A 21,138-nucleotide genomic window follows, 5' to 3' on the forward strand; every position below is an offset into this window, starting at 1 on the left:
GGAGGTGCGCCTCCCGGGCACGCCGGGATTCACTCCGTGCTGTGGGTCACCGAGAACGTTGCTCCCTCCGGGTCCGCCACCGTGGCCACGCGGCCGTGGGGGGTGTCGTGGGGGGCTCTGAGGAGGTGGCCGCCCAGGTCGGTGACGTGGGTGACGGCCTCGTCGACGTCGGCGACCTCGAAGTACGTCATCCAGTGGGCGCCGCGGTCGCGGGGCAGGCCGCGGCCGAGGCCGTGGATGCCGCCGACCGGGCGGCCCTCGACAAGGAGGGTCACGTAGTCGAAGTCGGCGGAGACGACAGCCTTCTCCTCGTATCCGAAGACCGCCTGGTAGAACTTGGCGACGCTCGCGGAGTCGCGGGTCAGCAGTTCGTTCCAGGCGGGGGTGCCGGGCACGCCGGTGATGCCGGTGCCGAGGTGAGCGGCCGCCTGCCAGATGCCGAAGACGGCTCCGTAGGGGTCGGAGGCGATCACCAGGCGCCCGGCGTCAGCGGCGTCCAGGGGGCCGACGCCCACGGTGCCGCCGCAGGCGCGTACCGTCTCGGCGGTGTGGTCCACGTCGTCCGAGGCGAGGTAGGGCGTCCAGGCGACCTGCAGATGCCGGTCCGGCGGCATCTGTCCGATGCCCGCCACCTCCTGACCGTCGAGCAGCGCCCGCACGTACGGGCCGAGCTGCTGGGGGCCCGGTTGGAACTCCCAGCCGAACAGTTCTCGGTAGAACTCCTGGGTCGCGGCCATCCCGTGCACCATCAGACTCACCCAGCAGGGTGTGCCGGGCGTGTGCCGAGCGTGCGTTGTGCCGTTCAGGCCGGCCGACCCCCGTGCCTCGGTCATCGTCACTCTCTTCTCGGCCCCTTGCGGTGGCCGTTCACCTTCCGCCTATGAACACGCATACCGCTGTCGCGCGCGTGCACGCCCCGTGCCGATGCTCGCACCACCGCCGGACGCGCGCGTCCCGGCAGCGTCGCGTGGCGCGGCCCACCGCCGGAGGATGCCCGCTTTGCCGTTCCTCATCCGCTTCCGCGCCATTGCCGTGTCGTGACCATCAGCTGTACAGCATGTGCCCGATCCCGTACGCCTCGTGATCGGACCTGTCCGGCGGGCAGAGTAGCGGGACCTGGGCGACGCGGCCACCCCGTGCGCAAGGATGGGGGGCATGAACGCCATCCTCTCCGCAGTCGAACTTGCGAGCGAACTCGCAGGCCCCACCCCGCCGACGCTCCTGGACGTCCGCTGGCAGCTGAGCACGGCCAAGGCTGCGGGCGTCCCTCCCTTCGACGGCCGGGCGGAGTACGCGGCAGGACACATCCCGGGTGCGGTTTTCGTCGATCTGGATGCCGATCTGGCGGGCCCGGCCGGCGCGTCCGGCAGGCATCCGCTGCCGGATCTCCAGCATTTCGGAGCGGCCATGCGGGCCGCTGGAGTTTCGGCTGACCGTTCGGTGGTCGTGTACGACGGCGGCCAGGGATGGGCCGCCGCACGCACCTGGTGGCTGTTGCGCTGGACGGGTCATCCGGAGGTGCGCGTGCTTGACGGCGGCCTCGCGGCGTGGACCGGACCGCAGTCGGCGGAGCTCCCGGCGCCCACCCCCGGAACCTTCGCGCCCGCTCCCGGCGCCCTTCCGCTGCTCGACGCGGACGGAGCGGCGGCGCTCGCCCGCACCGGGCTGCTGATGGACGCCCGGGCCGGTGAGCGCTACCGGGGAGACGTCGAACCGATCGATCCCGTGGGCGGGCACATCCCTGGTGCGGTCTCCGCGCCGACCACGGAGAACGTCGCCGCGGACGGCCGCTTCCTGCCCGCCGCCGAACTCGCCGACCGCTTCAAGTCCCTTGGCGCGTCGGACGCCTCAGAGGTCGGCGTCTACTGCGGCTCGGGTGTCTCCGGCGCCCATGAGGTCCTGGCCCTCGCCGTCGCCGGCATCCCGGCCGCCCTGTACGTCGGCTCCTGGTCGGAGTGGTCCCGCGACAGCAGCCGCCCGGTCGCCGTGGGCCCCGACCCGCAGTAGCCCTCGACTTCCGGGAACGCGGACGGGGCCCTCACCGAACCGGTGGGGCCCCGCCGCCGTACACGTTCCTGCTACTCCTGCTACGCCTGTTACTCCTGCTTCTTGCGCCGCGTGCCGAACACGATCTCGTCCCAGCTGGGGACGGCCGCGCGGCGGCCCGGGCGGACCCCGTCGGCCTCGGCCTGGCGGTCGGTCGCGCCGACGAGACGGTCGCGATGGGCGCCGACCGAACGGGGCATGAGGACGTCCGCGTAGGCGGAACCGGCCCCGGCCGAGGCGGCGGGAGCGGGCGGCTCCTCCGTCTCGGGCTCGGCGGGAGGCTCCTCCGCGGCGGGGCGCTCCGTGGTGGAGGGCCGCTCGGGCACCACCATGTCGCCCCGGAAGCTGGGCACCGCCTCCAGAAGACTGGTGAGCGAGTCCCGGTCGTTCGTGCTCTCCTCGACCGGCTCCGGGGGCGGCGGGCTCGGCCGCTCCATCTGCCGGTCCAGGGCACGGTCGAGCGGGCGGTCCCGGGGCAGCCGCGCGATCCGCGGTACGAACGGGAAGCTCGGCTCGGCCGTTGCCGCGAGGTCGTCGGACTCGCCGATCAGCGAGCGCGCCTCCTCGTCGACGGCCTGGACGAGCCGCCGGGGCGGGTCGTACGTCCAGCTCGCCGAGTGCGGTTCGCTCGCGACCCGGTAGACCAGCAGCACTTCCCATGTGCCGTCGTCACGACGCCACGAGTCCCACTGGACGGTCTCCTTGTCGGCGCCGCGCAGCAGCAGCCGCTCCTGCACCGCCTCGCCGAGCTGGGGTCCGGCGTTCTCACCGGGGCGGCGGACCGGGGTCTTGCGGGCCCGCTCGGCCATGAAGGCACGCTCGGCCAGCACGGGGCCCTCGAAGCGGCGTACGCGATCGACGGGGATCCCGGCGAGCTGGGCGACTTCCTCCGCGGACGCACCCGCACGTATACGTGCCTGGATGTCGCGGGGGCGGAGATGGCTCTCCACCTCGATCTCGATCTGGCCGAGGCGGGGACGGTCGCCGCGCACCGCGGCGCGGAGACGTTCGTCAATCGGAAGCGTGTACTCCGTGCTGTCCGCAGCCTTCAGCACCAGCCGTGTGCCGTCGTTAGAGACGGCCACGACACGCAGTTCGGGCATGGGGACCTCCCGGGTGGTGCCTGCCGACGTCACGTGCGTCGCTGCTTCCGCTAGTCGAGTGTGGCCTGCCCGGGTGCAGCCTGCCACAACCTTGCCGAGTTGCCCGGCGTGTCGGGCAGGGGCCCGAACTCGCCGTTATGGCACGGTTACCTATTCGCAACGCTAAGTGACGAACTCCATCACCCTGTGCAACGAGCCCCCTTCCGGCGGTCCTGCAAGGCCCCGGACACCCTGGCGGGAGTCCGGACCCAGGGCTCGCAACAGTACTCCATTCGGGCCATGTGCGTGGATCGGCACGCCGCCCAACTTCTAGTGGGGGGTGGTAGTTGGCCGTCCGAAGCGTCGTATTCGTGACTGTGAAACGTGGCGCACTTCACGTAACGGCCAGAAACGGAACTAATCGTTTCGCCTGTACGTCCCTCTCTCGTGCGTTTGGTCGATCAAGCACGGGAAAGGCAGGCAAGGTCCGGGATGCCCAAGCCGCGCTCCCGACAGGCGCCCGCCGAGGGGCAGTTCACCGAAGGGGCCGTCCATCGCGCCCGGGTCAGGAGTCGGCAGCGGCCGGTGGTCGCCGCGGCACTCGTCTTCGGCGTGACCATGGCCGGAATCACCACGTACGAACTGGTGTCGGGGCAGAGCTTCGGCGGCGACAGCACCAGCACCACCGTCGGGGACGCGCTGAAGGGCAGCGGCTCCGGAACCGGGTCCGGCTCCAAGTCCGAGCGGGGCGGCACGCCTTCGGCGGGTCCCTCCGAGTCGCCGGGGCCCTCCGGCGTCAGCGGCACCGGCTCCGCCCAGGACGACTCCGGTGCTACGACGCCGACACCGACGCCCAGTGCGACGGCTACGACCCCAGCACCCGACGCAAGTAGTCGTTCGCAAAGCGCCGATCCGGATCAAGCCGGTCCCGCAGGGCGGTGAACTCCCCGAAACGCGGATAGACCTTCGAGAAGTACTCCGCGTCGCGCGTGTGCACCTTGCCCCAGTGCGGCCGGCCTTCGTGCGCGGTGAGGATCCGCTCGGCGGCGGTGAAGTACGCCTGGTACGGCGTGCCGCGGAACATGTGGACGGCGATGTAGGCGCTCTCGCGGCCGGATGCCGTGGAGAGCGTGATGTCGTCCGCGGGGGCGGTGCGTACCTCGACGGGGAAGCTCACCCGCAGCGCGGAGCGATCGACCATGGTCTTCAGCTCGCGGAGCGTCTCCACCAGAGCCTCGCGCGGAACGGCGTACTCCATCTCCATGAAGCGCACCCGGCGCGGAGAGGTGAAGACCTTGTAGGGAATGTCGGTGTAGGTGCGGGCGGAGAGCGCGCGGCTGGAGATCCTCGCGATCGTCGGGATGGTCGCGGGCGCCGCCCGGCCGAGCAGATTGGCCACCTGGAAGACGCCGTTGGAGAGGAACTCGTCCTCGATCCAGCCGCTGACCGCTCCCACGGGCTTCTCGGGGCCCGCACTGCGGTTGTTGCGCTTGGTGTTGCAGTTGCCGGTGTGCGGGAACCAGTAGAACTCGAAGTGCTCGTTCTCCGCGAAGAGTTCGTCGAAGTCGGCGGTGACCTTGTCGAAGGTCATCGGCTCCTCGCGGGCCGTGAGCAGAAAAAGGGGCTCCACGGAGAAGGTGATCGCGGTGACGATGCCCAGCGCGCCGATGCCGAGCCGGGCCGCCGCGAACACCTCCGGGTTCTCCGTCTCGGAGCAGTGCAGGACCGAGCCGTCCGCGGTGACCAGCTCAAGGCCCTTGATCTGGGCGGCGATCGAGGCCGAGTCACGGCCGGTGCCGTGTGTGCCGGTGCTGGTCGCGCCCGACACCGTCTGCTCCATGATGTCGCCCATGTTCGTGAGCGACAGACCCTCACGCGCGAGCGCCACGTTGAGACGCTTGAGCGGGGTGCCCGCTTCGACCGTGACCGTGCCGGCCTCGCGGTCGATCCCGCGGATGCCGGTCAACAGTTGGGGGCGGATCAACACCCCATCGGTCGCGGCGGCGGCCGTGAAGGAGTGCCCGGTGCCCACGGCCTTTACCCTCAGGCCGTCGTCGGCCGCCTTCCGTACAGCCGCGGAGAGCTCCTCGACGGACGCGGGAGTGACCTCCCGTACCGGACGGGAGGTGACGTTCCCCGCCCAGTTACGCCACGTTCCGCTCTTCCCGCTCGCTGTGCTGCTCATGGGTCCCTCCCCGCTGCGGAACCGGCCTGTTCAGCCGGCGATACCCCAGGAAACCGACCGCGACCGCGACGGCTCCGGACACCGCCGGAACCGTGTACCCGGCCTTCGCGCCGGCCGAGTCGATCACCCAGCCCGCCACGGAGGAACCGAGCGCGACGCCGACCGCGAGCCCGGTGCTCACCCAGGTCATGCCCTCGGTCAGTTTCGCGCGGGGTACGTGCTGCTCGATGAGGGACATCGTCGTGATCATCGTCGGTGCGATGGACAGGCCCGCCACGAACAGCGCCACGGCCAGGAACGGCAAGTTTCCGACCAGTAGGAGGGGGATCATACTCACGGCCGTTGTGCATATGCCCAGCAGCCACCGGCGTTCGGCGGCCCCCTGGGGGTGCAGCAGCCCGAACACGGCGCCCGCCGCGCAGGAGCCCGCGGCGTAGAGCGCGAGGACGACGCTCGCGGCGCCCTTGTTACCCTGCTCCTCCGCGAAGGCCACGGTGACCACGTCGACCGCTCCGAAGATGGTGCCGGTCGCCACGAACGTGGCCACCAGGACCTGAAGTCCGGGCGAGCGCAGCGCCGAGCCGGCCGAGTCGTGCGTGCGCGGATGCGGCTCGGGTTCGGTGGCGCGCTGGGCCGTCAGCCAGAAGACGCCGGCCGCGAGGAAGCAGGCGGCGAGCAGCGGTCCCGCCTCGGGGAACCACGCCGTGGACAGACCGATGGAGATGATCGGCCCGAAGATGAAGCAGACCTCGTCCACCACGGACTCGAAGGAGTACGCGGTGTGCAGTTGCGGGGTGTCGCGGTAGAGGGCGGCCCAGCGAGCCCTGATCATCGCGCCCAGGCTCGGCACGGAACCGATGCCGGCGGCGCACACGAACAGCACCCAGTCCGGCCACTCGAAGTGCGCGGCGAGCAGCAGCCCGGCCGCCGCGGCGAGCGCGAAGAGCGTGGCGGGGCGCAGCACCCGCCGCTGCCCGTGCCGGTCCACCAGGCGCGAGATCTGCGGGCCGAGCGCCGCCGCGGCCAGCGCGATGGTGGCGGACAGCGCGCCCGCGAGGCCGTAGCGCCCGGTGAGCTGGGAGATCATCGTGACCACGCCGATGCCCATCATCGACAGCGGCATCCGGCCGAGGAGGCCCGCGGCGGAGAAGCCCTTGGAGCCGGGGGCGGCGAACAGGGCGCGGTAGGGGCTGGGCACGGGGTCTCCGGTCGGATCGGTCCGTCCGCGCGGTCGCCAGGGCGGACGGGCTCCGGTAAGGCGTCAAGGCGGCTGATACAGCTTACGGGTTAGGTGACCCTAATGCACTCCCCGTGCCCTCTGGTCACATGGCCGTTGTCCGCCTGTCGGTCACGGATGGCAGGATCGGAGGCATGCCAGATGCGCTCGATGCCACCCCCTACGACGCCCTGCTCCTGCTCTCGTTCGGCGGCCCCGAAGGCCCGGACGACGTGGTTCCGTTCCTGGAGAACGTGACGCGCGGGCGCGGCATCCCCAAGGAACGGCTCAAGGAAGTGGGGCAGCACTACTTCCTGTTCGGCGGGGTCAGCCCCATCAACGACCAGAACCGCGCCCTGCTCGACGCCCTCCGCAAGGACTTCGCGGACCACGGCCTGGACCTGCCCGTCTACTGGGGCAACCGCAACTGGGCGCCGTACCTGACGGACACCCTGCGCGAGATGGTCGCCGACGGCCGCCGCCGCATCCTCGTCCTCGCCACCAGCGCGTACGCCTCGTACTCGGGCTGCCGCCAGTACCGCGAGAACCTCGCGGAGTCGCTGGCCGCCCTGGAGGCGGAGGGACTGGAGCTGCCGGAGGTCGCCAAACTGCGGCACTACTTCAACCACCCCGGTTTCGTGCGCCCCATGGCCGAGGGTGTCCTGAAGTCCCTCGCCGAACTCCCCGAGGACGTACGGGAGGGCGCGCACCTCGCCTTCACGACGCACTCCATCCCCGACGCGGCGGCCGACACCTCCGGGCCGGTCGAGGACCACGGCGAGGGCGGTGCGTACGTCGAGCAGCACCTGGACGTCGCCCGGCTGATCGCCGACGCCGTCCGCGAGGAGACCGGCATCGACCACCCCTGGCGGCTCGTCTACCAGTCGCGCTCCGGTGCCCCGCACATCCCCTGGCTGGAGCCCGACATCTGCGACCACCTGGAGGAGCTGCACGGCGCCGGGGTGCCGGCCGTCGTGATGGCGCCCATCGGGTTCGTCTCGGACCACATGGAGGTCCTGTACGACCTCGACACGGAGGCGAAGGCCAAGGCGGCGGAGCTGGGTCTGCCGGTGCGCCGCTCGGCCACCGTGGGCGCCGACCCGCGGTTCGCGGCCGCCGTCCGCGACCTCGTCCTGGAGCGCGCCGCGAGCGAGCGCGGGCAGCGGGTGTCCCCCTGTGCGCTCGGCGCCCTGGGGCCGAGTCACGATCTCTGCCCGGTGGGCTGCTGCCCGTCCCGCGCCCCGAAGCCGGCCGCAGCGGGCGCGGACAGTCCGTACGCGTAACGCGCGCGTGCCCACCGCGCGCAGTGCGGCACCCGCCCCTCCGCCTGCCCCCGGACAGGCCGCCTCCCCACCGCACGACCGAGGAGAACCGTGACCGAGCCCCTGTACGCCGAACTGCTCCAGCTCGCCCATGAGGCCGCCCGCCGGGCCGGTGCGCTGCTGCGGGACGGGCGGCCGGCCGATCTCGCCGTCGCCGCGACCAAGTCCAGCCCGATCGACGTCGTGACCGAGATGGACATCGCCGCCGAGAAGCTGATCACCGACCTGGTCGCCGAGCACCGGCCCGACGACGGCTTCCTCGGTGAGGAGGGCGCCGTGTCGGAGGGCACCAGCGGCATCCGCTGGGTCATCGATCCGCTCGACGGCACGGTCAACTACCTGTACGGGCTGCCGACCTGGTCGGTCTCCATCGCGGCCGAGCAGGACGGCGAGAGGGTCGTCGGCGTCGTCGCGGTGCCGATGCGCGGCGAGACGTTCCACGCCGTGCGGGGCGGCGGCGCCTGGGCCACCGGGGCCTGGGAGGGGGAGCGCCGGCTGGCCTGCCGCCCGGCACCGCCCCTGGACCAGGCGCTGGTCTCGACCGGCTTCAACTACGTCCACGACGTCCGCGTCCACCAGGCCGACGTCGCCCAGCGGCTGATCCCGCTGCTGCGCGACATCCGGCGCGGCGGCTCGGCGGCGGTCGACCTGTGCGACGTGGCGGCAGGCCGTCTCGACGGCTACTACGAGCGGGGGCTCAACCCCTGGGACCTCGCGGCAGGCGACCTGATCGCCCGGGAGGCGGGCGCCCTGACCGGTGGGCGCCCCGGAGAGGGCCCCACGGGCGATCTGGCGGTGGCAGCCACCCCAGGCGTCTTCGAGCCCCTCCAGCGACTCCTGGAGGAATTCGGCGCCTGGCACGACTAGGGGGTGTTGTGAAAGTCCCGCACAGCACCCACGGCGCCCGGCACGCCCCCTAGCCGGGCCCCACCATTCCAGGCAGAGCCGGCGCAACGCCTCCCGACCAGCCAACAGCCAGGGCCCTCCAAGGCGCGCTGCCCCCACGCGTCGGCCGCGAGAGAGCCGAAGGGGCGCGCCGATGTCGAGAGCCCGAACGCGCGGAGGCCCGACGAAGGAGGACTGAGCACGATCGGGCTCTCGACACCGGCTTGAGGCGCCCCGCAGGCGAAAGAGCAAAAAAAGGGGAGCCCCGGCACTGGATCGATGCCGGGGCCCCGCTGTCGTGCGAACTGCTCAGACGCGTGACGCGGTGCCGACCTCCACACCGTGCTCGGCGGCAAGGCGGTGCAGGTCGTCGAGCTCGGCCTGCTCGACCTCCGCGAGGAAGTCGTCGCCGGTTTCGCGAGCCCGCGTCAGGTCGGACTCGGTCGCCCTTATGCGCTGCAGAAGTCCTGCGGTGAAAGCGTCCATGCTGCGCCCCCTCGTCCTGGGTCGTGGGTCGATGGCACGGGGGTGTGCCGTTCGGAAGGGGCGATCACGTCTCCATAAGGGGTGCCCAGCGCTGCCCTGCTGGGCGGCGACGGTGCCGGACACCCACGCCCGCTCTGCGGAAGCGGACCGTGGCCCACCACAAGCAACATGTGGCGTGCCGCATGCAGAGCGTGATCGCGGGGTGTAAAGCCGTCCTCCCCCCGCTCCCTTCCACGGAAACCTCAACCCGGCGAGAAAATCTGGCATTCCCGGGCCCGTCACCCGTCTTACAGCCGGTTTACGGCCGAAAAGGGCAGGATGGAGCCCTCACCCACGAAAGACCCTGCCCGTGTGCGCCGAGAAGGCGCTACGCGAGTGGACAGAGGAAGGACAAGCGACGTGCGCGTACTCGTCGTCGAGGACGAGCAGCTGCTCGCCGATGCTGTGGCCACCGGACTGCGCCGGGAGGCCATGGCCGTCGACGTCGTGTACGACGGTGCGGCCGCTCTGGAGCGCATCGGCGTCAACGACTACGACGTGGTGGTCCTCGACCGCGACCTCCCGCTCGTCCACGGCGATGACGTCTGTCGCAAGATCGTCGAGCTCGGCATGCCCACCCGAGTCCTGATGCTCACGGCCTCCGGCGACGTCAGCGACCGTGTCGAGGGCCTGGAGATCGGCGCCGACGACTACCTCCCCAAGCCTTTCGCGTTCAGCGAGCTCACCGCGCGTGTCCGAGCCCTCGGACGTCGTACGAGTCTGCCGCTGCCGCCCGTCCTGGAGCGCGCCGGGATCAAGCTCGACCCCAACCGCCGTGAGGTCTTCCGTGACGGCAAGGAGGTCCAGCTCGCCCCCAAGGAGTTCGCGGTGCTGGAGGTACTGCTGCGCAGCGAGGGCGCCGTGGTCTCCGCCGAGCAGCTCCTGGAGAAGGCCTGGGACGAGAACACGGACCCGTTCACGAACGTGGTGCGCGTGACGGTGATGACGTTGCGCCGCAAGCTCGGCGAGCCGCCCGTCATCGTCACCGTGCCCGGCTCCGGCTACCGGATCTGACGCCGTGGCCACGACTCCCGCGCCGCCGACGGCGCCTCCGAAACCCACGTGGGACCCCCGGCGGCAGGAGCCCCCGTTCCCCTGGCTGCGTCCGACGATCCGCATAAGGCTCACGCTGCTCTACGGCGGCATGTTCCTCATCGCGGGCATCCTGCTGCTGTCGATCATCTATCTGCTCGCAGCGCAGGCCCTGAACACGGGCAACGAACCGCTCTTCAAGATCGTGAGCGGTCAGGCGATCAGGGTCACCAGCGACAACTGCCCCGGCGTCAAGACGAACGACATCCCGCTTTCCACGTTCAACGACGCGATCAGCGCGTGCACCGACCAGCAGCGCCGGGACGCCCTGGACAACCTGCTCAGCCGCTCGCTTCTCGCGCTGCTCGGCCTTGCCGTGATCGCGTTCGCCTTCGGCTACGCGATGGCGGGCCGGGTGCTCTCGCCGCTCGGCCGGATCACCCGCACCGCGCGCGCGGTGGCCGGCTCGGACCTGTCCCGCCGTATCGAACTGGACGGTCCGGACGACGAGTTGAAGGAGCTGGCGGACACCTTCGACGAGATGCTGGAGCGGCTGCAGCGGGCTTTTACGGCTCAGCAGCGGTTCGTCGGCAACGCCTCGCACGAACTGCGAACGCCCCTGGCGATCAACCGCACGCTCCTGGAGGTGCACCTGTCCGACCCGGGAGCGCCGATGGAGCTGCAGCAGCTCGGCAAGACGCTGCTGGCCACCAACGAGCGCAGCGAGCAGCTCGTCGAGGGGCTGCTGCTGCTCGCCCGCAGTGACAACCAGATAGTGGAGCGCAAGCCCGTGGACCTCGCCGAGGTCGCCTCGCAGGCCGTCGACCAGGTGCACGCCGAGGCGGAGGCGAAGGGCGTCCTGATCCGGGGGAAGCGCGTTCCCGTGGTCGTCCAGGGCAACGGTGTGCTGCTGGAGCGGATCGCCCTGAACCTCGTCCAGAACGCTGTGCGGTACAACGTGGCGGAGGAGGGCTGGGTCGAGGTCACCACGGAGGGCCAGCACGGGCAGGCGGTCCTGGTGGTGTCGAACACCGGGCCGGTCGTTCCCGCGTACGAGATCGACAATCTTTTCGAACCCTTCCGGCGGCTGCGCACCGAGCGCACCGGCAGCGACAAGGGAGTGGGCCTCGGCCTGTCCATTGTCCGGTCCGTGACCCGTGCCCACGGCGGGCACATCGTCGCGGAGCCTCGCGAGGGAGGTGGGCTCGTGATGCGCGTCACCCTTCCCATCTGAGACCATGTCGCCGACAAGCGGCGATGTTCGCTTTGCGCGGAATTTTCGGGTCGCCCATCCGGGAGGTCCATGTGTGATCGATCACAAGGGCGATTTTCAGGCCATCTACGCTCCGTGATCATGCAGGCTGTCGGAAAGCCGGGAAAATCCGGGTTTTCGGGGGTCCAGATCACGGGAAGTACACGGTGAGACGCCTTTGAAGTGCGGCCTTGAGACCGTGTACGGTCCGCATCGCCATCCAAGCCGATCACTCTTGAAGAGTCCGGTTGGGTGTCGATTGAGTAACAGACCTTGATGTGAGGCAAAATCTCCGCCTCGGGTCGGGCACAAGTCCGGCCTCTCACGCGTTACGTGCGCTGGAGACACCGCAGACACCCAGAGGGGGAGAGCGACATGGCAACGGATTACGACACCCCACGCAAGACCGACGACGACGTCGACTCGGACAGCCTTGAAGAACTGAAGGCTCGCCGGAACGACAAGTCGACGTCGGCCGTTGACGTGGACGAGTTCGAGGCCGCGGAAGGCCTTGAGCTGCCCGGCGCAGACCTCTCGAACGAGGAGCTGGCCGTCCGGGTGCTGCCCAAGCAGCAGGACGAGTTCACCTGCATGAGCTGCTTCCTGGTGCACCACCGCAGCCAGCTGGCCCGCGAGAAGAACGGTCAGCCGATCTGCCGCGACTGCGACTGAGGCAGGGTCGGCCGTGACTGGCTCGACCTCACCTTGGAAGCGCCGCCGGCCCGGCCGGGCGGCGGACGAAGGGCCCTCAGGCGGCTCTGAGGGCGTGCGTGACGACGAGCGGGGCTCATCCGAACCAGGATCAGCCTCGCTCGAGCGGGCGCCCGCCACGAGGCACACAGGCGCTCCGGTGCCGACCGGTGCCCCGGCGCCGGAGCGCGGCCCGGCGCCCGTCGCGCGACGCCGCGCGGCCGCCGTGCGCGACGGGGTCAGGGACGGCGTCCGCAAGGGCGGCAGCAAGGCCAGAGCGGGCCTGTCCTACCTCGCCGACCGGATCATCGACAACGCCCCGCGCATTCCCGTACGGGACCTCGACACCCTGCGCAGACAGTTTCCCGGTCTGACGGCCGAGCAGCTCGCCGACAAGCTCGTCACCGGTGCCGCCAACGCGACGTCCACCGTGGGCGCCGGGATCGGCGCCGCCGCCATGCTCCCGGTGCCGCCCGCCATGCCCACCGAGCTCGCCACCGAGATCACCGGGGTCGCCGCGATCGAGCTGAAGATGATCGCCGAGCTCCACGAGGTCTACGGCCGCCGGCCACCCGGCAATCTCAAGCAGCGCAGCACCGCGTATCTGAACTCCTGGTCCTCGGAGCGCGGGATCGACGTGACCAGACCGTCGACCGTCAATGCCGCCCTCGGCGGCCAGATGAAGCGTGAGCTGCGCCAGCAGATCATGAAGCGCATGGTCAGGGACCTGCCGAACCTGATGCCGTTCATGGTGGGCGCGGCCGTCGGAGCGGTCATGAACCGCCGCGACACCAAACGTCTCGCGGAGCGCATCCGCAAGGACCTGCGCAAGACCCGGGTCCCGTGGGAGTCCCTTCCCGAACTGCCACCGCTGGAGAAGCCCGCCGACCCGCTGCGGATGGGGGAGATCCCCAAGGAGCTGGGGCGCTGACCCTCGTGGTGCCCGGTGCTACGCCGCGGTCCGGGCGGCTTCCAGTGCCTGCGCCAGCCGCTCGGGCTCCCGGGTCGACAGGTACACGTAGGGCGTCGGGTCCTGCGGGTCGGTGACCTGCACGCGCAGCGCGGTCGGAATGTAGGCGCGCAGAAGCATGAAGGCGCGAGTGTCCGCCTTGTACGTGCGCCAGGCGCGCGCCTCCTCCTGGTCCAGGATCTCGGCGTCGCCCAGGGCCGCGACCGGGATCTTCGCCTCCCCCGCGATGAGTGAGCCCCCGACGACGCGGATGCGGACCGAACCGTACGAACTGGCCACGACCGCCGAGACGGCGGTGCCGCCGACCAGGCCGCCCAGCAGCGGCAGGGTGCCGAACGGCAGCAGGATCAGGGCCATGGCGACCCCCACCAGGAAGCAGACCAGCCACCAGCTGCGGGGGGCGGTGAGGCGTTCTTCGTACGGCGAGGCGGAGAGCTGCATGAAGCCAAGCTTGGCACGGTGCGGAGACTTGGTGGACTCGCGGGTAAGGTCTGCGCCTGTGAGTGGTACTTCCGCAGCTCTGAAGCCTCCCGCCGACGCCGTCGCGCCGGTGCGGCACCCCGACGCGCCTGCCCCCGGCGAGCTCCTCGGAGCCCACTACGAACACTGTTTCGGCTGCGGCGGCGGACAGCCCCACGGGCTGCACCTGGAGGCCCGCGCGGAGGACGGCGTGCGGGTCACCGCGGAGTTCACCGTGCGCTCCGCCCACCAGGGTGCGCCCGGCCTCGCGCACGGCGGCATTCTGGCCACCGCGCTCGACGAGACGCTGGGCTCGCTGAACTGGCTGCTGCGCACCATCGCCGTCACCGGCCGCCTGGAGACCGACTTCGTACGGCCCGTGCCCGTGGGCACCGTGCTGTACCTGGAGGCCGAGGTCACCGCAGTGGCGGGACGCAAGATCTACTCGTCCGCCACCGGGCGGATCGGCGGCCCCGAGGGGCCCGTCGCCGTCCGCGCGGACGCCCTCTTCATCGAGGTGAAGGTCGACCACTTCATCGACAACGGCCGCCCGGAGGAGATCCGGGCCGCCATGGACGACCCGGACCAGATCCGGCGCGCACGCGCCTTCGAGGTGAACCCGTGAGCCGTAGCCCTGTGGACGTGCTGATCAGGCGCGTCGACCCGGAAGTTCCGCTTCCGGAATACGCATGTCCGGGTGACGCGGGGGCCGACCTGCGCACCACCGAGAGCTGTGAACTGGAGCCCGGTGAACGGGCGGTTCTGCCCACCGGGGTGTCCATCGCGCTTCCCGAGGGGTACGCGGCCTTCGTGCACCCGCGTTCGGGCCTCGCCGCCCGGTGCGGTGTCGCCCTGGTGAATGCCCCGGGGACGGTGGATGCCGGGTACCGTGGGGAGATCAAGGTGATCGTGGTGAATCTCGACCCGCGCGAGTCGGTGCGGTTCGAGCGCTTCGACCGGATTGCCCAACTGGTCGTCCAGCAGGTCGAGAAGGTCCGCTTCCAGGAGGTCGCGGAACTTCCCGAATCGGTGCGGGCCGCAGGGGGCTTCGGGTCCACCGGCGGTCATGCCGCCGTGGGCGCCACAACGGGTGGGAATCGATACGCTTCGGTCGTATCCGACCGGGAAGGACAGTGACGTGTTCGGACGTCGCAAGAAGGGCAGTGCCGCCGAGGACGCGGCGAGCGAGGCCGAGCAGGTCGTCGACAGCGTCGACACTGAGGCGGACGACGCGGACCGGGAGCGCGTGAGGCTGGAGCCGGAACCGCGCCCCGACGGTCCCTGGGACGACTCCGAGGTACGTGACCCGGCCGAGGGCCGCGTGGACCTCGGGGGCCTCTTCGTGCCGGGAGTCGACGGCATGGAACTGCGCGTCGAGGTCGCGGGCGACGCGATCGTCGCGGCCACGGTGGTGCTGCGCGACAGCGCCGTCCAGCTGCAGGCCTTCGCCGCCCCCAAGCGCGAGGGCATCTGGGGCGAGGTACGCGAGGAGATCGCCTCCGGCATCACCCAGCAGGGCGGTGTCATCGACGAGGTCGAGGGTCCGCTGGGCTGGGAACTGCGCGCGCAGGTTCCGGTACAGCTGCCGGACGGCACGGGCGGCTTCCAGGTCGTCCGCTTCGTCGGCGTGGACGGTCCCCGCTGGTTCCTGCGGGGCGTGATCTCCGGCCAGGGCGCGGTGCAGCCGCAGGCCGCGGGTCTCCTTGAGCAGGTCTTCCGGGACACGGTCGTCGTGCGCGGCGAGGGCCCGATGGCGCCCCGCGACCCGATCGTCCTGAAGCTGCCCAACGACGCGCAGATGGTGCCCGAGGGTGTCCAGCAGGAGGAGCAGAGCGGTTCCCGCTTCTCCGGCGGCATGGGCCAGCTGCAGCGCGGACCGGAGATCACCGAGGTTCGCTAGCCACGATCTGCCACGGGCCGCACCCCCTGCCGGGAGTGCGGCCCGTTCGCGTCGCGCGGGCCGGCCCATTGCCCGACCGGGTGCCGGATGCCGATACTGGCGCCCGGCCCGAGGGGGAGGGACATGCAGCAGACCATGCACCAGACCGTCACCGAAACCATGGTGCGCGTGGAGAACGTGCACCGCTCGTACGGCACCGGAGCCGCCGCCGTCCACGCACTGCGCGGCGTCTCCTTCGACATACCGCGGGGTGAACTCGTCGCCCTCAAGGGCCGCTCCGGCTCCGGCAAGACCACGCTGCTCAACCTCGTCGGCGGACTCGACGAGCCGGACCGGGGCCGTATCACCGTCGACGGGCTCGAACTGTCCGGGCTCGGCGAGAACGGGCTCCTGGAGCTGCGCCGGGACCGCATCGGCTTTGTCTTCCAGTCCTTCGGGCTGATCCCCATCCTCACTGCCGCCGAGAACGTCGGCGTGCCGCTGCGGCTGCGCCGGGCCGCGCCCCGGGAGCGCGAGGAACGCGTCGAACTGCTGCTCTCCCTGGTCGGACTCGCGGATCACGCGGCCCAGCGGCCCGGCGAACTCTCCGGCGGCCAGCAGCAGCGCGTCGCCATCGCCCGCGCGCTCGCCAACAACCCCTCCCTCCTGATCGCCGACGAACCCACCGGTCAGCTCGACGCCGAGACCGGCCTCGCCGTGATGGAACTGCTGCGCGCGGTCGTCCGCAGCGAGCAGGTGACGGCGCTGGTCGCCACGCACGACGAGAACCTCCTCGGGCTCGCCGACCGCGTCCTCGAACTGAGCGACGGGGAGGTCGTCGGGCACTGACGCGCTCGTGCCCCGTCAGGGTTGCGTCAAAGACACTCCGCGCTCTGCCGACCGCCCCTTTTGTCGAGATTATTGGCCGTAAGGTCGACGCAGCGTGCACCGCTGTGACGGGAAGACAATGGGGCCATGGGACGCGGCAAGCTTCGGATCTATCTCGGTGCGGCACCGGGCGTCGGCAAGACGTACGCGATGCTGTCCGAGGCGCACCGCCGTGTGGAGCGGGGCGGGGACTGCGTGGTCGCCTTCGTGGAGCACCACGACCGGCCGCGCACCGAGGTGATGCTGCACGGCCTCGAACAGGTCCCGCGCCGCGAGATCGACTACCGGGGCTCCGTGTTCACCGAGATGGACGTCGACGCCGTACTGGCCCGCCGGCCGGCCGTCGCCCTGGTGGACGAGCTCGCCCACACCAATGTGCCCGGCTCGCGCAACGCCAAGCGCTGGCAGGACGTGGAGGAACTGCTCGCGGCAGGCATCGACGTCGTCTCGACCGTCAACATCCAGCACCTGGAGTCGCTCGGCGACGTCGTGGAGTCGATCACCGGCGTACGGCAGCGGGAGACGGTGCCCGACGAGGTGGTGCGGCGGGCGGACCAGATCGAGCTGGTCGACATGTCGCCGCCGGCGCTGCGCCGCCGTATGGCGCACGGCAACATCTACAAGCCCGACAAGGTCGACGCGGCCCTGTCGAACTACTTCCGGCCGGGCAACCTGACCGCGCTGCGCGAACTGGCGCTGCTGTGGGTGGCCGACCGGGTCGACGAGTACCTGACCGAGTACCGCAGCGAACACCGCGTCTCGAAGATCTGGGGTTCACGGGAGCGGATCGTGGTCGGGCTGACCGGCGGCCCGGAGGGGCGGACCCTGATCCGGCGGGCCGTGCGGCTGGCGGAGAAGGGCGCGGGCGGCGAGGTGCTCGCCGTGTACATCGCCCGCAGCGACGGGCTGAGCTCCGCCTCGCCCAAGGAACTCGCCCTTCAGCGCACCCTGATCGAGGATCTCGGCGGCACCTTCCACCACGTCGTCGGGGAAGACATCCCGGCCGCGCTGCTCGACTTCGCGCGCGGCGTCAACGCGACGCAGATCGTGCTCGGCTCCTCGCGCCGCAAGACCTGGCAGTACGTGTTCGGGCCGGGCGTCGGCGCGACGGTGGCCCGCGACTCCGGCCCCGACCTGGACGTCCACATCGTCACGCACGAGGAGGTCGCCAAGGGACGCGGTCTGCCGGTCACCCGGAGCGCTCGGCTCGGGCGGGCGCGGATCATCTGGGGCTGGCTGGTCGGCGTGGGCGGCCCGGTGGTCGTCGCGGTGCTGCTGAACACCGTCCACCTCGGTCTCGCCAACGACATGCTGCTGTTCCTGGCCCTGACGGTGGCGGCGGCCCTGCTCGGCGGCCTCCTCCCGGCACTCGCCTCCGCCGCCTTCGGCTCCTTCCTGCTCAACTACTTCTACACACCGCCGCTGCACCGGCTCACGATCGCCGACCCGAAGAACATCATCGCCCTGGCGATCTTCGTCGGCGTCGCCGTGTCCGTCGCCTCCGTGGTGGACCTGGCCGCCCGCCGTACCCACCAGGCCGCCCGGCTGCGTGCCGAGTCGGAGATCCTCTCCTTCCTCGCCGGCAGCGTGCTGCGCGGCGAGACCAGCCTGGAGGCCCTACTCGAAAGGGTCCGGGAGACCTTCGGAATGGAGTCGGTGGCCCTGCTGGAGCGGGCGAGCGACGTCGAACCGTGGACCTGCGCGGGCAGCGTCGGCACAAGCCCGCTGATCGAGCGGCCCGAGGACGCCGACGTCGACATGCCCGTCGGCGACCACATGGCGCTCGCCCTGTCCGGCCGGGTGCTGCCCGCCTCCGACCGCCGGGTGCTGGCCGCGTTCGCCGCCCAGGCCGCGGTGGTCCTGGACCGCCGGCGCCTCCAGCACGAGGCCGACCAGGCCCGCACGCTCGCCGAGGGCAACCGCATCCGCACCGCCCTGCTGGCCGCCGTCAGCCACGACCTGCGCACCCCGCTCGCGGGCATCAAGGCCGCCGTGTCCTCGCTGCGCTCCGACGACGTGTCCTGGTCGCAGGAGGACCAGGCGGAGCTGCTGGAGGGCATCGAGGACGGCGCCGACCGCCTCGACCACCTCGTGGGCAACCTGCTCGACATGTCCCGCCTCCAGACCGGCACCGTCAGCCCGCTGATCCGCGAGATCGACCTCGACGAGGTGGTGCCGATGGCGCTCGGCGGCGTACCGGAGGACAGCGTGGACCTGGAGATCCCGGAGACACTGCCGATGGTCGCGGTGGACCCCGGGCTGCTGGAGCGCTCGGTCGCCAACCTCGTCGAGAACGCCGTCAAGTACAGCCCCGCCGACGAACAGGTCCTGGTGGCGGCCAGCGCCATGGCCGACCGGGTGGAGGTCCGCGTGGTCGACCGTGGCCCCGGCGTCCCCGACGAGGCCAAGGACCGCATCTTCGCGCCGTTCCAGCGCCACGGCGACGCCCCGCGCGGCGCCGGTGTGGGCCTCGGCCTAGCGGTCGCCCGCGGCTTCGCGGAGGCCATGGGCGGCACCCTCGACGCCGAGGACACCCCCGGCGGCGGACTCACCATGGTGCTCACGCTCCGGGCCGCGGGCAGTCGGCCGGACCTGGCCACCGCGGCAGCAGCACCGGCACCAGTAGCACCAGCAGAAAGGCACCCCGCATGCTGAGCCCGACCGGGGGAGGCCCCCAGGCCCCCACCAGGGTGCTCGTGGTCGACGACGAGCCGCAGATCGTCCGCGCCCTCGTGATCAACCTGAAGGCACGCAAGTACGAGGTCGACTCGGCCGCCGACGGAGCCGGCGCGCTCCGGGCCGCCGCCGCCCGCCACCCCGACGTAGTCGTGCTCGACCTCGGTCTGCCCGACATGGACGGCGTCGAGGTGATCAAGGGGCTGCGCGGCTGGACCCGGGTACCGATCCTGGTGCTCTCCGCCCGCCACTCCTCCGACGAGAAGGTCGAGGCGCTCGACGCGGGCGCGGACGACTACGTCACCAAGCCCTTCGGCATGGACGAACTGCTGGCCCGGCTGCGCGCCGCTGTGCGCCGCGCGGAGCCCACCGGGGGCGGTGAGGACGACGTGATCGTGGACACCGGGGACTTCAGCGTCGACCTGGCCGCCAAGAAGGTCCACCGCGACGGACGTGACGTCCGTCTGACCCCCACGGAGTGGCACCTCCTGGAGGTGCTGGTGCGCAACACGGGCCGCCTGGTCAGCCAGAAGCAGCTGCTCCGGGAGGTGTGGGGGCCGTCGTACGGCACGGAGACGAACTACCTGCGCGTGTACATGGCCCAGCTGCGCCGCAAGCTGGAGGCCGACCCGTCGCATCCGAAGCACTTCATCACCGAGCCGGGGATGGGGTACCGGTTCGAGAAGTGAGCCGGGTGGTCGTCCAGGCCGGCACGGGGTGGCCGTACGCCGGTTCGGGGCGGGGCCCCGCGGGTACGTTCGTGTCAGCGCACCCCGGTACGCTTTCGGTATGAGTGCTGTTCCTCGTTCCGAAAAGCCGGTGGGCCGGTTCCGGCGCATGATGGACCGGCTCTCCTCGTCCCAGGAGGACCTGGAGTCCGAGGAGCTGCGTGAGGACGCCGAGACCGCGGGCTGTACGCGCATCGGCGACTGCCACGACCGCCAGATCGTCACGGTTACTGGTACCTTGCGCACGGTCACTCTGCGACCACGGGCCGGAGTCCCGGCCCTGGAGGCCGAGCTGTTCGACGGTTCGGCAGCCCTGGACGTGGTGTGGCTCGGCCGGCGTTCCATCGTGGGGATAGAGCCCGGGCGCAAGCTGATCGCATCCGGACGCATCTCCATGAGCCGAGGCCGTAGGGTGCTGTTCAACCCGAAGTACGAACTGAGACCGCTTGGACGGGAGTAGCCGGTGACGTCGCTCGACAAGCCGACCGAAGACCCCCAGCAGGACGCCCGGGCGGTGACCGAGGCCGCGCTCTTCGAGGCGTTCGGCGGCCTGCGTGGCATGGTCGAGACGGTGGTGCCCGGCCTCCTCTTCGTCACCATCTTCACGATCAACAAGGACCTGCACTGGTCGGCGATCGCCGCCCTCGCGGTGTCCCTGGTCCTCGTCGTCGTCCGGCTCGCCATGAGGGACACCGTCAAGCACGCCTTCAGCGGCGTCTTCGGCGTCGCCTTCGGCGTGGTCTTCGCGATGATGACCGGCAACGCCAAGGACTTCTACCTGCCGGGCATGCTCTACACACTGGTCCTGGCGCTGGCCTACATCGTCACGACTCTGTTCGGTGTCCCGCTGATCGGCCTGATCCTCGGCCCGGTCTTCAAGGAGAACCTCTCCTGGCGCACCCGCAACCCCGGCCGCAAGAAGGCGTACGCGAAGGCCAGTTGGGCCTGGGGCCTGATCCTGCTCGCCAAGTGCGCGATCCTCTTCCCGCTGTACTGGTGGGCCAACACCGCCCAACTCGGCTGGGTCCTGGTCGCGTTGAAGATCCCGCCGTTCCTGCTCGCTGTCTGGCTCACCTGGGTCTTCCTGGCGAAGGCGCCCGCGCCGATCGACGTGTTCGCCGAGATGGAGGCGGAGGAGCAGGCCGAGAAGGAGCGCAAGGCCGCGCTCGCCGAGGAGCGCGGCGAGACCACGCCGGCCCGCCACCGCCGCGAGGCCTGACCACTTCCACCGATACGAGGAGGGGGAGCCTTCGCCAGGAAGACCCAGGTGAGCCAGACAGCGAGCAGGAACGGCGGGATCTCC

Annotated in this window: 22 protein-coding genes; 16 read left to right on the forward strand and 6 right to left on the reverse strand. The window is 70.9% G+C overall.

The window, feature by feature from the left end; genetic code table 11:
• Positions 1-29: 29 nt before the first annotated feature.
• The gene (locus ACN6LB_RS26955; protein WP_356135985.1) at positions 30-833 is read right to left on the reverse strand and encodes a VOC family protein; all 804 of its coding nucleotides are present in this window, start codon (positions 831-833) and stop codon (positions 30-32) included.
• A 322-nt stretch (positions 834-1,155) separates the two neighbouring features.
• Here ACN6LB_RS26955 and ACN6LB_RS26960 point away from each other — a divergent pair, with 322 nt between their 5' ends.
• Positions 1,156-2,007 carry a sulfurtransferase gene (locus ACN6LB_RS26960; RefSeq protein ID WP_445028160.1) on the forward strand — a complete coding sequence of 284 codons (852 nt, stop codon included), beginning with the start codon at positions 1,156-1,158 and terminating at the stop codon, positions 2,005-2,007.
• Positions 2,008-2,096: 89 nt separating this feature from the next.
• Here the strand turns inward: ACN6LB_RS26960 and sepH are convergent, their stop codons facing one another.
• Entirely contained in the window at positions 2,097-3,149 is a 1,053-nt protein-coding gene (gene sepH, locus ACN6LB_RS26965; RefSeq protein WP_356135981.1) for a septation protein SepH, read from the reverse strand.
• 471 nt (positions 3,150-3,620) lie between these two features.
• Between sepH and ACN6LB_RS26970 the strand changes: the two genes are divergently transcribed.
• Positions 3,621-4,070: a hypothetical protein gene (locus ACN6LB_RS26970; RefSeq protein ID WP_445028161.1), complete on the forward strand. Its 450-nt coding sequence runs from the start codon at positions 3,621-3,623 to the stop codon at positions 4,068-4,070.
• On the opposite strand, the gene ACN6LB_RS26975 is transcribed toward ACN6LB_RS26970, so the two are convergent.
• Positions 3,994-5,313, reverse strand: coding sequence for a D-arabinono-1,4-lactone oxidase (locus ACN6LB_RS26975; RefSeq protein WP_445028162.1), 1,320 nt, complete (start codon positions 5,311-5,313; stop codon positions 3,994-3,996). The two genes, ACN6LB_RS26970 and ACN6LB_RS26975, sit on opposite strands and share 77 nt — an antisense overlap.
• The gene (locus tag ACN6LB_RS26980; protein ID WP_445028163.1) at positions 5,273-6,511 is read right to left on the reverse strand and encodes an MFS transporter; all 1,239 of its coding nucleotides are present in this window, start codon (positions 6,509-6,511) and stop codon (positions 5,273-5,275) included. The genes ACN6LB_RS26975 and ACN6LB_RS26980 overlap by 41 nt, the downstream gene beginning before the upstream one ends.
• Before the next feature lie 173 nt (positions 6,512-6,684).
• Here ACN6LB_RS26980 and ACN6LB_RS26985 point away from each other — a divergent pair, with 173 nt between their 5' ends.
• Both ACN6LB_RS26985 and ACN6LB_RS26990 read left to right on the forward strand, forming a co-directional pair.
• Complete coding sequence (locus ACN6LB_RS26985; RefSeq protein WP_356135970.1) at positions 6,685-7,812, forward strand: ferrochelatase; 1,128 nt, start codon at positions 6,685-6,687, stop codon at positions 7,810-7,812.
• Positions 7,813-7,902: 90 nt separating this feature from the next.
• Complete coding sequence (locus ACN6LB_RS26990; protein WP_445028164.1) at positions 7,903-8,718, forward strand: inositol monophosphatase family protein; 816 nt, start codon at positions 7,903-7,905, stop codon at positions 8,716-8,718.
• 327 nt (positions 8,719-9,045) lie between these two features.
• On the opposite strand, the gene ACN6LB_RS26995 is transcribed toward ACN6LB_RS26990, so the two are convergent.
• On the reverse strand, positions 9,046-9,222 hold the full coding sequence (locus ACN6LB_RS26995; protein WP_356135964.1) for a hypothetical protein: 177 nt from the start codon (positions 9,220-9,222) through the stop codon (positions 9,046-9,048).
• Positions 9,223-9,621: 399 nt separating this feature from the next.
• Here ACN6LB_RS26995 and ACN6LB_RS27000 point away from each other — a divergent pair, with 399 nt between their 5' ends.
• From ACN6LB_RS27000 to ACN6LB_RS27015, 4 genes are all read left to right on the forward strand, one after another.
• Positions 9,622-10,275, forward strand: coding sequence for a response regulator transcription factor (locus ACN6LB_RS27000; protein WP_006380516.1), 654 nt, complete (start codon positions 9,622-9,624; stop codon positions 10,273-10,275).
• 4 nt (positions 10,276-10,279) lie between these two features.
• Complete coding sequence (locus ACN6LB_RS27005) at positions 10,280-11,527, forward strand: sensor histidine kinase (protein WP_445028165.1); 1,248 nt, start codon at positions 10,280-10,282, stop codon at positions 11,525-11,527.
• Between the two features lie 393 nt (positions 11,528-11,920).
• Positions 11,921-12,217 (forward strand): DUF4193 domain-containing protein, encoded by a 297-nt coding sequence (locus tag ACN6LB_RS27010; RefSeq protein ID WP_005481602.1) that lies wholly within the window; start codon positions 11,921-11,923, stop codon positions 12,215-12,217.
• 13 nt (positions 12,218-12,230) lie between these two features.
• Entirely contained in the window at positions 12,231-13,166 is a 936-nt protein-coding gene (locus ACN6LB_RS27015; protein ID WP_445028166.1) for a hypothetical protein, read from the forward strand.
• A gap of 18 nt (positions 13,167-13,184) precedes the next feature.
• Here ACN6LB_RS27015 and ACN6LB_RS27020 read toward each other — a convergent pair whose 3' ends face one another.
• Complete coding sequence (locus ACN6LB_RS27020) at positions 13,185-13,646, reverse strand: DUF3093 domain-containing protein (protein ID WP_356148563.1); 462 nt, start codon at positions 13,644-13,646, stop codon at positions 13,185-13,187.
• Between the two features lie 58 nt (positions 13,647-13,704).
• Here ACN6LB_RS27020 and ACN6LB_RS27025 point away from each other — a divergent pair, with 58 nt between their 5' ends.
• The 8 genes from ACN6LB_RS27025 (at position 13,705) to ACN6LB_RS27060 (ending at position 21,054) form a co-directional block, all read left to right on the forward strand.
• Complete coding sequence (locus ACN6LB_RS27025) at positions 13,705-14,289, forward strand: PaaI family thioesterase (RefSeq protein ID WP_356148566.1); 585 nt, start codon at positions 13,705-13,707, stop codon at positions 14,287-14,289.
• On the forward strand, positions 14,286-14,801 hold the full coding sequence (gene dut / locus ACN6LB_RS27030; RefSeq protein ID WP_356148569.1) for a dUTP diphosphatase: 516 nt from the start codon (positions 14,286-14,288) through the stop codon (positions 14,799-14,801). Before ACN6LB_RS27025 ends, dut begins: the two co-directional genes overlap by 4 nt.
• A gap of 1 nt (position 14,802) precedes the next feature.
• Positions 14,803-15,564 (forward strand): DUF3710 domain-containing protein, encoded by a 762-nt coding sequence (locus tag ACN6LB_RS27035; protein ID WP_356148573.1) that lies wholly within the window; start codon positions 14,803-14,805, stop codon positions 15,562-15,564.
• Positions 15,565-15,699: 135 nt separating this feature from the next.
• Positions 15,700-16,392 carry an ABC transporter ATP-binding protein gene (locus tag ACN6LB_RS27040; RefSeq protein WP_445028172.1) on the forward strand — a complete coding sequence of 231 codons (693 nt, stop codon included), beginning with the start codon at positions 15,700-15,702 and terminating at the stop codon, positions 16,390-16,392.
• A 126-nt stretch (positions 16,393-16,518) separates the two neighbouring features.
• A complete protein-coding gene (locus ACN6LB_RS27045; protein ID WP_445028167.1) occupies positions 16,519-19,086 on the forward strand; it encodes an ATP-binding protein in 2,568 nt (855 codons plus the stop codon).
• Complete coding sequence (locus ACN6LB_RS27050) at positions 19,080-19,796, forward strand: response regulator (protein WP_445028168.1); 717 nt, start codon at positions 19,080-19,082, stop codon at positions 19,794-19,796. Before ACN6LB_RS27045 ends, ACN6LB_RS27050 begins: the two co-directional genes overlap by 7 nt.
• Before the next feature lie 100 nt (positions 19,797-19,896).
• Complete coding sequence (locus tag ACN6LB_RS27055) at positions 19,897-20,295, forward strand: OB-fold nucleic acid binding domain-containing protein (protein WP_356148587.1); 399 nt, start codon at positions 19,897-19,899, stop codon at positions 20,293-20,295.
• 3 nt (positions 20,296-20,298) lie between these two features.
• Positions 20,299-21,054: a DUF3159 domain-containing protein gene (locus ACN6LB_RS27060; protein ID WP_356148591.1), complete on the forward strand. Its 756-nt coding sequence runs from the start codon at positions 20,299-20,301 to the stop codon at positions 21,052-21,054.
• Positions 21,055-21,138: the final 84 nt, after the last annotated feature.

It is taken from the genome of Streptomyces sp. SAS_270 (assembly GCF_052543295.1).